The 11,474-nt window shown below is 63.2% G+C and carries 10 protein-coding genes; 3 read left to right on the forward strand and 7 right to left on the reverse strand.

All coding sequences use genetic code 11. The annotated features are described in order from the left end of the window. The first annotated feature begins 56 nt into the window (after nucleotides 1–56). Nucleotides 57–461 (forward strand): DoxX family protein, encoded by a 405-nt coding sequence (locus tag EB815_RS26105; protein ID WP_056563015.1) that lies wholly within the window; start codon nucleotides 57–59, stop codon nucleotides 459–461. Between the two features lie 291 nt (nucleotides 462–752). Here EB815_RS26105 and ppx read toward each other — a convergent pair whose 3' ends face one another. Together ppx and EB815_RS26115 are read right to left on the reverse strand one after the other, a co-directional pair. Beyond that, entirely contained in the window at nucleotides 753–2,288 is a 1,536-nt protein-coding gene (gene ppx, locus EB815_RS26110) for an exopolyphosphatase (protein ID WP_056563019.1), read from the reverse strand. After that, a complete protein-coding gene (locus EB815_RS26115) occupies nucleotides 2,288–4,489 on the reverse strand; it encodes an RNA degradosome polyphosphate kinase (protein ID WP_056563022.1) in 2,202 nt (733 codons plus the stop codon). The genes ppx and EB815_RS26115 overlap by 1 nt, the downstream gene beginning before the upstream one ends. Nucleotides 4,490–4,632: 143 nt before the next feature. On the opposite strand from EB815_RS26115, the gene EB815_RS26120 reads away from it, so the two are divergent. Both EB815_RS26120 and EB815_RS26125 read left to right on the forward strand, forming a co-directional pair. Then, nucleotides 4,633–4,878 carry a zinc-finger domain-containing protein gene (locus EB815_RS26120; RefSeq protein WP_056563026.1) on the forward strand — a complete coding sequence of 82 codons (246 nt, stop codon included), beginning with the start codon at nucleotides 4,633–4,635 and terminating at the stop codon, nucleotides 4,876–4,878. Between the two features lie 19 nt (nucleotides 4,879–4,897). Then, entirely contained in the window at nucleotides 4,898–6,136 is a 1,239-nt protein-coding gene (locus tag EB815_RS26125; protein ID WP_056563029.1) for an FAD-dependent monooxygenase, read from the forward strand. A 144-nt stretch (nucleotides 6,137–6,280) separates the two neighbouring features. Here the strand turns inward: EB815_RS26125 and EB815_RS26130 are convergent, their stop codons facing one another. From EB815_RS26130 to EB815_RS26150, 5 genes are all read right to left on the reverse strand, one after another. Next, complete coding sequence (locus EB815_RS26130) at nucleotides 6,281–6,946, reverse strand: TIGR02117 family protein (RefSeq protein ID WP_056565507.1); 666 nt, start codon at nucleotides 6,944–6,946, stop codon at nucleotides 6,281–6,283. A 100-nt stretch (nucleotides 6,947–7,046) separates the two neighbouring features. Then, a complete protein-coding gene (locus EB815_RS26135) occupies nucleotides 7,047–7,796 on the reverse strand; it encodes an amino acid ABC transporter ATP-binding protein (protein ID WP_031240865.1) in 750 nt (249 codons plus the stop codon). Between the two features lie 79 nt (nucleotides 7,797–7,875). After that, on the reverse strand, nucleotides 7,876–9,033 hold the full coding sequence (locus EB815_RS26140) for an amino acid ABC transporter permease (RefSeq protein WP_056563032.1): 1,158 nt from the start codon (nucleotides 9,031–9,033) through the stop codon (nucleotides 7,876–7,878). A gap of 4 nt (nucleotides 9,034–9,037) precedes the next feature. After that, complete coding sequence (locus EB815_RS26145) at nucleotides 9,038–10,225, reverse strand: amino acid ABC transporter permease (RefSeq protein WP_056563035.1); 1,188 nt, start codon at nucleotides 10,223–10,225, stop codon at nucleotides 9,038–9,040. A gap of 63 nt (nucleotides 10,226–10,288) precedes the next feature. Beyond that, a complete protein-coding gene (locus tag EB815_RS26150) occupies nucleotides 10,289–11,317 on the reverse strand; it encodes an amino acid ABC transporter substrate-binding protein (protein WP_056563038.1) in 1,029 nt (342 codons plus the stop codon). Nucleotides 11,318–11,474: the final 157 nt, after the last annotated feature.

Here is an 11,474-nt window from a genome sequence, read left to right on the forward strand (position 1 = left end):
GTAAACTGCGCCGCGACCAGTTTAAGCCCGACCGGGCGCCGGCAAGGGAGGTGGCCATGACCCGCAACGCATTGCTTCTGGTTTCGCGATTGCTGTTTGCCGTGCTGTTCGTACCGTCCGGCTTCCAGGCCCTCGCCAACATTGCCGGCACGACCAGTTATTTCGCCGGCCTCGGCCTGCCGCTGCCGGCGCTTGCCGCCTGGGGCACGGGCCTGTTCGAGCTGATCGCCGGATTGCTGATCCTCGTCGGCTTCCAGACCCGGATCGTGGCGCTGCTGCTGGCGGCCTTCTGCGTCGTTGCCGGCTTCATCGGCCATTACGGCCAGGGTGCCGACGATGCGACGCTCGCCTTCCTGCACCAGCAGATGCTGATGAAGGACATTGCGATCTCGGGCGGCTTCCTGGCGCTGGCCATGGCCGGCGCCGGAGCCTGGTCGGCCGATGGGCGCGCTGCGGTTTAACATCTTTGCTTAAACGCGCCCGAGCTGGTCGACCGCCACTTCCGTCGCGGCTTCGCCGAGCCACCTCTCCCCCGATCGACGGGGTAGAGGAAGGGCACGAGCCTATTGCCGCCAACGCTTCTCCAACGGGACTCCCTTCCTTTCCCTCCGGAGGGGGAAAGGTGGCGCTGCAAAGCAGCGACCGATTGGGGGAAGCCGATCCACAATCGCGAGGCCCAAGACGACTGATCACCACCGGCAGTCCAATACCCGCTTGAATCAGGTAAGACACGGTCTGCTATCAGGCCGTGTTCATTTCACCGAAACGCTTGGCCCGCCTTCCACCGCCAGCACCAGCCTGCGGTTGGTGATCCGCGCCAGCTGCGCCAGCCGGCCGGCCGGCCGCTCGCCGTAGAGGTCGGAGAGCGAGGCCGGCAACACCAGCGCCAGCACACCATTGGCGCGCTGCTCCCATTTCAGCCTGGGCATGATGCCGGGCATCGAGGCGGTCAGCAGATAGACGACACGCATCATCGCCGCCAGCACCCGGGCACGCTCGAGGTAGCGCGGCGTCGCCAGCGCCTTGATTTCCGGCGCGATGGATTCGTTGAAGATGCCGTCGTGACGATAGGCGTTGGCCAGCGCCAGGAAGGCACGGCCCGGATGGTCGACGCCGAAGAAAGAGGCATGGGCAATGATGTTGAGCGATTGCCTGCCGCGATACTCGGGATGCGCGCGCCAGCCGATGTCGGCCAGCAGTGCGGCGGCATGGCGGTAGCGCGCCTCGTCCTCGGTCTCGTCGATACCGAAGGCGGCGAAGGATTTGGCCGTCCAGTCGACCAGTTCATGCGCATGGGTGAAAGAGCGCGAACGCAACCGGGCAAGCTCCTCGGACGCCGAAATCAACGGATCCGCCCTCTGCTCCGCCTCGTCGAGCAACGAATAGAGGAAGCCTTCGCGCACACCGAGCGCCGAGACGATGATCTTCGACGGCTGCATCGCCGCCATGATCTCCTGCAGCACGATGGCGCCGTAGGGCAGCAGCGAACGGCGATTCTTCGAGACGCCTTCGATGCCCTTGACCTTCTCGATCTCGGCCTTGCCCACCTGCTTGAGAAAGTTCGCCGCACTGTCGGCCGATATCTCGTAGTGGTGCATGACGCCGAGCGGGTAGTTGGTCATCTCCATGTGCAGCCGGGCGAGGTTTCGCCAGGTGCCGCCGACGGCGTAGAAGGGCCTGCCCTGCCCGCCCTTCAACAGCTTGGCCCGCGCAAGCTCTTCGCGCGCGATCTTCTGCGCCTGGGTGAGCGAGTTCTTCGCCATGTCCTGCAGGCGCAGGCCACCGAGCGGCAGCGTTATGCCGTCACCGATCGCCTCGCCACTGACGTCGACCAGTTCGAGGCTGCCGCCGCCCAGATCGCCGGCGATGCCATTGGCCGGATGGAAGCCGGAAATAACGCCGAGCGCCGAATAGTAGGCTTCCTGGCGCCCGCTGATCACCCGGATCTCGGTCTTGAGTACGTCCTCGGCCCGATGGATGAAATCGGGACCATTGATTGCCTCGCGCGCGGCGGCGGTGGCCAAGACATACATATGCTCGGCGCCGGCCTGATCGGACAGCGCGCGAAAGCGGCGAAACTCTTCCATCGAGCGCGTCACCGCCTCGGGGTCGAGTTTGCCGGTCGAAACGATGCCGCGGCCAAGACCGGCCAGCATCTTTTCGTTGAACAGCATGGTCGGCGAGCGCGCCAGCCCTTCATAGACAACGAGGCGGATCGAATTCGACCCGATGTCGATGATGGACAGCGGTCGGCGGTCCTGCAGCCGGCCCTGGGAATCAGACAGCATCAGGTGGACGCTGCGGCGTTCTTCTTGCGGCGCTTGAACTGCGCAATGCGTTTGGGCGCATGCGACTTCAGCGCGTCACCCCGTCCGGACAGGCTCGGATTGGTCATGAAATATTCCTGCGCGTTGAACGGTTCCTCGCCCTCCTCCAGCACCACGCGCCGGGAGGTTCCATCAGCCAATACGTCGAAACTTTGCTGATTGTCCATGATGTTGCCCAGCATGATCTGGCCGAGTACCTGTTCATGCACAGTTGGATTGGTGATCGGCACCATGGTCTCGACGCGACGGTCGAGGTTGCGCGGCATGAGGTCGGCCGAGGAGATGTAGACGATCGCCTCGTCCGACGGCAGGCCATGGCCGTTGCCGAAGCAATAGATACGGCTGTGCTCCAGGAAGCGGCCGACGATCGATTTGACCCTGATGTTTTCGGACAGGCCAGGCACCTGCGGCCGCAGGCAGCAGATGCCGCGCACGACGAGGTCGATCTCGACACCGGCGCGGCTGGCATCATAGAGGGCGTCGATGATGATCGGGTCGACAAGGGCGTTCATCTTCATCCAGATGCGCGCCGGCCTTGCTTCCAGAGCATGGGCGACTTCGTCGGAAATGTGCTGCAGGATGCGGTTCCGCAGCGTGAACGGCGAGATCGCCAGCCGCATTTCGGCGGTCGGTTCGGCATAGCCGGTGATGAAATTGAACAGCTGCGCGACGTCGCGCGCAATCGTCGGGTCCGTGGTGAAAAAGGACAGGTCGGTGTAGATGCGCGCGGTGACCGGATGGTAGTTTCCGGTGCCAAGATGCACGTAATTGCGCAGCTTGCCATCCTCGCGCCGAACCACCAGCGACATCTTGGCATGCGTCTTCAGCTCGAGGAAACCGAACACGACCTGCACGCCGGCGCGCTCCAAGTCGCGCGCCCAGCGGATGTTGGCTTCCTCGTCGAAGCGCGCCTTGAGCTCGACCAGTGCGGTCACCGACTTGCCGGCCTCCGCCGCGTCGACCAGCGCGCGCACGATCGGGCTGTCATTGGAGGTGCGGTAAAGCGTCTGCTTGATCGCCACCACTTCGGGATCGGCCATTGCCTGGCGCAGGAACTGCACCACCACGTCGAAGGATTCGTAGGGGTGGTGGACGATGATGTCCTTCTCGCGGATGGCGGCAAAGCAATCGCCGCCATGCTCGCGGATGCGCTCGGGAAAGCGCGGATTGTAGGGCGTGAATTTGAGGTCGTCGCGTGGAACGGCGACGATCTCCGAGATCTGGCTGAGCGCCAGCGGCCCGGTCAGGACGCTGATGCGGCTCGATGAGACGCCGAGTTCGCTGGCCACGAAATCGCGCAATTCGCCAGGCATCAGCCTGTCGAACTCGATGCGGATCACCGACCCGCGACGACGGCGCTTCAGCGCCGTCTCGAACAGGCGCACCAGATCTTCCGATTCTTCCTCGACCTCGATATCGCTGTCGCGGATGATGCGGAACGTGCCTGAACCCTTGACCTCGTAGCCGGGGAACAGCTTGCCGATATAGAGGCCGACCGCCTCCTCCAGCGGGATGAAGCGGACATGGTGCTTGCGATCCGGAAGACGGATGAAGCGCTTCAGCGCCACTGGCAGGCGCAGGAGCGCGCTCATCTCCTCGCCGTTCTTGCGATGGCGGAGCTGCAGCGCCATCGAGAAGCCGAGATTGGGAATGAACGGGAACGGGTGCGCCGGGTCGATCGACAGCGGGGTGAGCACCGGAAACACCTGGTCTTGGAAATGCTCTTCCAACCAGACCTTCTCGTCCTTGGTCAGAGCGTCGCGGGTGATCGTCTCGATGCCTTCCTTGTTGAGCAGCACAGTCAGCGCCGAAAGGCTCTTCTGCTGGTCTTCCTGCAGCCGTTCGACCTCGCGCAGCAGCTGTTCGAGCTGCTGTTCGGGAGTGCGGCCATCAGGGCTCTTCAGCACGATGCCCTCGCGGACCTGGCCGGCGAGGCCGGCGACCCGCACCATGAAGAATTCGTCGAGATTGGCAGCCGAGATCGACAGGAAACGAACGCGCTCCAGTAGCGGATGATGGGTGTTCAGCGATTCCTCGAGCACGCGGCGATTGAACTGCAGCCAGGAAAACTCGCGATTGACGAAACGATCGGGATTGCCGCCTTCCGGGCTCGCCGCTTCGACATTGATGAATTCGCTCTGCACCGGCTTCAGTTCGTTCATGGTTCCTGCTCTTTCCACCGCTCAGCCGGTTAACCGGCTTAACTTATCCTCTGACAGGCTTTTGCGACAGTTTCATTTCATCGATCTTGCAAAGAGACCTGTTATGATCCAGATGCATGCGAGACTGCGTTAAGGAGACGACGATGGCAGGCGGTTCCATTCCCCATTTCCAGAACGATGCGGGCCATCCGGCGATCGACATCGGCGTCAGGGAATTCATGTGCACGGGCGCCAACCCGCCTTTCGATCACCCGCATGTGTTTCTCGACATGGGCGACGACAATGAGAAGGTCTGCCCCTATTGTTCGACGCTCTACCGCTATTCGCCGAAGCTGAAGGCGACGGAAACGCTGCCTGCCGGCTGCCTCTACATCGACCAGGCCGCCTGATTCCTTCGCGACGGACCTGATGGAGGACCCGCGCTCCCGGCAAATCGTCATCGCCGGAGCGGGCGTCGCCGGGCTGACCTCGGCCCTTGCTTTTGCCAGACGCGGCTACCTCGTGCGGGTGTTCGAGCAGGCGCCACGCCTGGAAGCCGTAGGCGCCGGCCTGCAGCTTTCCCCCAACGCGACAAGCATCCTGCGTGACCTCGGCGTACTCGACCGGCTGTTGCCGGCGGCGGTGCGGCCGGAGGCCGTGGTGCTGAAGGATGCAAGGACGTTGCGCGCATTGGCGCATGTGCCGTTGGGGCAGTCGGGAGAAGACCATTGGGGCGCTCCCTATCTCGTCGCGCACCGGGCCGACCTGCAGAGCGCGCTGATGGCGCGTGTTGCCGAGATGCCTGATATCCATCTCACCCTCGGGGCGCGCGTCCAAGGAATTGCGACTGGCAGCCATGGTGTCACGGCGACCGTCGAAATCGGCGGCAAGACGGCGGAGGAACAGGGCTCCTTGCTGATCGGCGCCGATGGCGTCTGGTCGGCGGTGCGCGGGCTTGTCGATGCAAAAAGGATGGCATCGCCAGGAACCCGTTTTTCGGGAGAGTTGGCCTGGCGCACCACCGTCGCGGCCGACAGCAGCGCCGGGCAGGCCTTCGCCGCGATCGGCGCAGCCGATTGCGTCACGACTTTCCTGCATCCGGGTTTCCACATGGTCGCCTATCCGGTCAGCAAGGGCGACGCATTCAACCTCGTCGCCTTCACCAAGGGCGAGCGCATTGCCGAGGGCTGGTCCGGCCATGCCGATCTCGGCATCCTCGCCGCCGCCATGCGCGGCACCGCGCCAGGACTCGTGAAGCTGGTGGAAATGGCTGGCCCATGGCTGACCTGGCCGCTGCATACCGTCGAACGGAAACAGCCCTGGACAACGCCGGCCGGCATTGCGCTGATCGGCGATGCCGCGCATGCGATGACGCCATTCGCGGCACAGGGCGCGGCGATGGCGATCGAGGATGCCGCGACGCTTGCCACTCTGGTCGCCGACTTCCCCGCCGATCCGCGACAGGGCCTCAGCATCTGGGAGAATCTGCGGCGGCCGCGCGTGGAGAAGGTGCTTAGGCGCGGCGCCCTCAACCGGCTTGCCTGGCATGCCCGGGGCCCGGTGGCGCTGGCCCGCAACCTGGTGCTGGCGACGCGGCCGGCGGAGAAGCTCGCAACCGATCTCGACTGGCTTTATGGCTGGGAGGAACCGAAGGTCGTCAGGCGGTAGGACGTCGAGACAAGTCGGCCCGATAGGTTGGCCCGATAGGTTGGCGGGGACCGCGGCCCTCTCTGTCCTGCCGGATTTCTCCTCCACCTGTGAGGAAATTGGCGGCTTTGGCGTCGGCGTCCATCTTGGAAACGTTGACGGATCTCAGTTATACAACCGCATCGACCACCCCAGCGACACCGGCAACGGGTTCCACCAGCCGGTCCGCAGGCCGGCGGTACGCAGCGCCGCAGCGGTCCAGGTGTTGCAGCCGACCAGCGCGTTGAAATGGCCGTTGGCTTCGAAAAAGCCGTCGAATCTTGAATAAGCGGCGTTCGGGACATGGATCGGACCGTTCGGTCCCTGCTGAAAACTGGCCTGGATGAAGTCGAGCAACGCCGCGAACCGCATCCCGTCAATGTCGAAGCCCGCGACATCCGGATGCGGTTCGGCGATGGCGCCGGCGACATCGACGTGCATCACCGAGGCATCGAGGGTCAGCGCCTTCATCACCGGACCGGCTTTGAGTTCGGACCAGGTCGGTGTTTCCAGATAGAAGGCGCGGCCACCCCAGCCGAAAACGATGTAGCGCACCTCCGGACTATCGGCCGGGATGCCGGCTTCGACCAGAAAATGAAAGCGCTGGCGCACGGCATCGTCCACCGGGATGGCAATGTCGGTATGGATCGGGTTCTTCAGCACCAATATGTGCCGCATGCCCTCGCCCGCGGACGCCGCCGGCCAGAGCGGACGCGGCACCAGCGTGCCGAGGGCCGCTGCAAGCACGATCACGGCAAGCGACATGGAAAGGAAACGCAGGACGCTTCTCATCGATGACGCCCGCCGGTTTGTCGCCACTCGCATCAGCCGATCCATAAGAAAAGAGCCCGGCCGCAATGCGGCCGGGCTCTTGCGCTCGGTTTGGGACCGGTCAGTGCAGGATCTGCGACAGGAACAGCTTCGTGCGCTCATGGCGCGGATGGTCGAAGAATTCGGCCGGCGTGTTCTGCTCGACGATCTGGCCCTGATCCATGAAGATCACCCGGTTGGCGACCTTGCGGGCAAAACCCATTTCGTGCGTGACACACAGCATGGTCATGCCTTCCTCGGCGAGCCCCACCATGGTCTCCAGAACCTCCTTGATCATTTCCGGGTCGAGCGCCGAGGTCGGCTCGTCGAACAGCATGATGCGCGGGTTCATGCACAGCGAGCGCGCGATCGCCACGCGCTGCTGCTGGCCGCCCGACAACTGGCCGGGGTATTTGTTGGCCTGCTCCGGAATTTTCACGCGCTTGAGGAAATGCATGGCGATTTCCTCGGCCTGCTTCTTGGGCGTCTTGCGCACCCAGATCGGCGCCAGCGTGCAGTTTTCCAGGATGGTCAGATGCGGGAACAGGTTGAAGTGCTGGAACACCATGCCGACCTCGCGACGCACCTCGTCGATCTTCTTCAGATCGTTGGTGAGCTCCTTGCCATCGACGATGATCTTGCCCTTCTGGTGCTCCTCCAGCCGGTTGATGCAGCGGATCATGGTCGACTTGCCGGAGCCCGAGGGCCCGCAGATGACGATGCGCTCGCCGCGCATCACCTTCAAATTGATGTCCTTCAGCACATGGAATTCGCCATACCATTTGTGCATGGCGATGATGTCGATGGCGACATCGGTGGTTGAGATGTGCATCTTGGCGGCGTTGACCTTGATCTCTTCCGCGCTGACGGCATTTTCGGTGGCCATTGACAGGGTCCCCTTGGTCTTTCGTTTAGCGTTTGTGGCCGGTGTCGAGCCGGCGTTCGGTGTACATTGAATAGCGCGACATGCCGAAGCAGAACAGCCAGAAGACGAAGGCGGCGAACACCAGGCCGGACCGGGCCGTTTGCGGCGTCGCCCAGTTGGCGTCCGAGAAGTTCTGCTTGACGACACCGAGCAGGTCGAACATCGAGATGATCAGCACCAGGCTGGTGTCCTTGAACATGCCGATGAAGGTGTTGACTATGCCGGGAATGACCAGCTTCAGCGCCTGCGGCAGCACGATCAGCCCCATCTTCTGCCAATAGCCGAGTCCGAGGGAATCGGCGCCTTCATACTGGCCTTTGGGAATCGCCTGCAGGCCGCCACGCACGACTTCGGCCATATAGGCGGCGGCGAACAGCGACACGCCGATCAGCGCCCGGAGGAACTTGTCGAAGGTGACGCCAGCCGGCAGGAACAGCGGCAGCATGACGCTGACGAAGAACAGCACGGTGATCAGCGGAATGCCGCGCACCGTTTCGATGAAGATCACGCACAAAGTCTTGATGATCGGCATTTTCGAACGCCTGCCGAGCGCCAGCACCGTGCCCAGCGGCAGCGACACGGCAATGCCGACGAAGGACAGGCTGAGCGTGACCAGCAGGCCGCCCCACCGCGAGGTCTCGACATGCGGCAGGCCGAACACGCCGCCGATCAGCAGGAAAAAGGAGACGATCGGGAGCACCAGGAAAAGCAGGATGGCGTTCAGCCCCTTGCGGGGGACACGCGGGATCAGCATCGGCACCAGCAGCGCCACGAACAGGATGGCAACCAGGATCGGCCGCCAGCGCTCCTCGATCGGATAGGTGCCGAACATGAACTGGCCGAACTTGGCATTGACGAAAGCCCAGCAGGCGCCGGTCCAGCCATCCGGCTGAATGCCGCCTTGTGCAACGGTCGCACAGACAGTGCGGTCCGGCCCTGTCCACTGCGCGTTGAGGAACGCCCAGTTGATGACCTGCGGCAGGATCCAGGCGACGATGACGATGCCAAGGATGGTGAGGATGGTGTCGCCAACCGTTCCGACCAGGTTCTTGCGCACCCAGGCTATCGGGCCGCGGACGCTTGTGGGCGCGGGCTGCGCCAGGGCCATTTCGGTGCGCACCCAGGACATATCGTGTTCCTGCATGGCTCTACCTTTCCACCAGCGCCATTCTGGCGTTGACCACGTTCATCACGGCCGAGGTCACCAGGCTGAGGATGAGATAGGCGATCATCATGATCAGCACGCCTTCGACCGCCTGCCCGGTCTGGTTCAGAACCGTGCCGGCCGTCGCCGTCAGGTCCGGATAGCCGATGGCGATCGCCAGCGACGAGTTCTTGGTCAGGTTGAGATACTGGCTGGTCAGCGGCGGGATGACGATGCGCATGGCCTGCGGCACCACAACCAGCCGCAGGATGGAGCCGGATCGTAGCCCCAGGGCCGCCGCCGCCTCGGTCTGGCCCTTGCTGACACCCCTGATGCCGGCGCGCACGATTTCGGCGATGAAGGCCGCCGTGTAGCAGGACAGCGCCAGATAGAGCGAGAGGAACTCCGGCTTGACCTGGAAGCCGCCGGTCAGGTTGAAGGTGGATTGTTTCGGAAGATCAAAGCTCAGCGGAAAACCGCTCAGAATGTAGGCGAGCAGCGGCAGGCCGACGATCAGCGCCACGGAAGTCCACAACACCGGAAATTGCTGGCCTGTCGCCATCTGCCGCTGACGCGCCCTGCGGGCGACGAACCACGCCATGGCTATGCCGACAAGCAGAGCGACGAAGATCAACCAGGAGCCCTCGCCCCACACCGCGCGGGGAAAATAGAAGCCACGCTGGTTGAGGAAGGAGCCGAAGGGCAGATGATAGCTGTCACGCGGCGCCGGCAGCACCGCCAGCACGCCGGAATACCAGAAGAAGATGACCAGCAGCGGCGGGATGTTGCGGAAGATCTCGACATAGACCGTGCAGATCTTCTGGATCAGCCAGTTCTGCGACAAGCGGCCGATGCCGATGACGAAGCCGATGATCGTGGCGGTTATGATGCCCGCAACGGCGACGATGATGGTGTTGATCAGGCCGACGAGGATGGCGCGGCCGTAGGTCGAATCCGACGTATAGGCGATCGGCGTATCCGAGATGTCGAACCCGGCGCGTCCCCTGAGGAAGCCGAAGCCGGAGGCGATGTGCAGACGCTGCAGATTGTCGATGACGTTCTGCACGATCCACCAGACAGAGCCAAACAGGACGATGACGACCAACGTCTGGAAGAAGAGGCCGCGGACTTTCGGATCATTGATGAAGGAAGCCCGGCTGGGCTCTTCGCGAAGAACTTCCTGCGATGCCATGTGACCGTCCCCTGGAAAGAGAAACCGGAAGGCAGAGTATCTGCCTTCCGGATCACATTTCGGTCAGCGGATCGGCGGAGCGTATTGCAGGCCGCCCTTGGTCCACAGCGCGTTGATGCCGCGCGCGATCTTGAGCGGGCTGCCCGAGCCGACATTGCGATCGAACATTTCGCCGTAATTGCCAACGGCCTTGACGATGTTGACGACCCAGTCGTTGGAGACGCCGAGATCGGTGCCGATCTTGGTGTCGGCCTCCTGGCCGAGCACGCGCTTGATCTCCGGGCTGGCCGAATTCTTCATCTCGTCGACATTGGCCTTGGTGATGCCGAGTTCCTCGGCGTCGAGCAGCGCGAAGTAGGTCCACTTGACGATATGATACCACTGGTCGTCACCCTGGCGCACGGCCGGGCCGAGCGGCTCCTTGGAGATGATCTCGGGCAGGACGACGTGATCGGCCGGCGAGCCGAGTGTCAGGCGGATGCCGTAAAGGCCCGACTGGTCGGTGGTGTAGACGTCGCAGCGGCCGGCGTCATAGGCGGCATTGACCTCTTCGAGCTTCTCGAAGACGACCGGATTGTACTCCATCTTGTTCGCCTTGAAGTAGTCGGCGAGGTTGAGTTCGGTGGTGGTGCCGCTCTGCACGCAGACGGCGGCGCCCGAGAGCTGGAGAGCCGAATTGACGCCCGGCAGCTTCTTGGCGTTGATCATGAAGCCCTGGCCGTCATAGTAGGTGGTGCCGACGAAATTCAGGCCGAGCGCGGTGTCGCGGTTAATGGTCCAGGTGGTGTTGCGCGAAAGGATGTCGACCTCGCCGGACTGCAGCGCGGTGAAGCGTTCCTTGGCGCTGAGCGGCGTGAACTTGACCTTGGTGCCGTCACCGAAGACGGCCGCCGCGACAGCGCGGCAGAAATCCGCATCTATGCCCTGCCAGTCGCCCTTGTCATCCGGCGCCGAGAAGCCGGCCAGACCGGTCGAGACGCCGCACTGGATGAAGCCCTTCGCCTTGACGGTGTCGAGCGTCGTGGCCGACGCGGCCGACGCCATCAATCCAAGCGTAGCGGCGCCAAGAATGCCGATAGCAATATGTTTCATGACCCACAGACCCTTTTCTCTGTTTTTCAGGCAAACCCTGATCTTTTTTCCCGTGTGAACGCAGCTCCCATCCCGGCCCATTCCCGGAACCCCGCATCGTAACCGACGCGCCGCCTCCCATTCACGAATGGCATCGAAGGCGATAATTCCTGTGAGG

This window comes from Mesorhizobium loti, assembly GCF_013170705.1.
GTDB lineage: Bacteria > Pseudomonadota > Alphaproteobacteria > Rhizobiales > Rhizobiaceae > Mesorhizobium > Mesorhizobium loti_D.

Coding starts and splice junctions, on each gene's coding strand:
- EB815_RS26105 (WP_056563015.1), top strand. CDS start 57: ATGACCCGCAACGCATTGCTTCTGGTTTCGCGATTGCTGTTTGCCGTG.
- EB815_RS26130 (WP_056565507.1), bottom strand. CDS start 6,946: ATGAGAAGCGTCCTGCGTTTCCTTTCCATGTCGCTTGCCGTGATCGTG.
- EB815_RS26135 (WP_031240865.1), bottom strand. CDS start 7,796: ATGCACATCTCAACCACCGATGTCGCCATCGACATCATCGCCATGCAC.
- EB815_RS26140 (WP_056563032.1), bottom strand. CDS start 9,033: ATGCAGGAACACGATATGTCCTGGGTGCGCACCGAAATGGCCCTGGCG.
- EB815_RS26115 (WP_056563022.1), bottom strand. CDS start 4,489: ATGAACGAACTGAAGCCGGTGCAGAGCGAATTCATCAATGTCGAAGCG.
- EB815_RS26145 (WP_056563035.1), bottom strand. CDS start 10,225: ATGGCATCGCAGGAAGTTCTTCGCGAAGAGCCCAGCCGGGCTTCCTTC.
- EB815_RS26120 (WP_056563026.1), top strand. CDS start 4,633: ATGGCAGGCGGTTCCATTCCCCATTTCCAGAACGATGCGGGCCATCCG.
- EB815_RS26150 (WP_056563038.1), bottom strand. CDS start 11,317: ATGAAACATATTGCTATCGGCATTCTTGGCGCCGCTACGCTTGGATTG.
- EB815_RS26125 (WP_056563029.1), top strand. CDS start 4,898: ATGGAGGACCCGCGCTCCCGGCAAATCGTCATCGCCGGAGCGGGCGTC.
- ppx (WP_056563019.1), bottom strand. CDS start 2,288: ATGCTGTCTGATTCCCAGGGCCGGCTGCAGGACCGCCGACCGCTGTCC.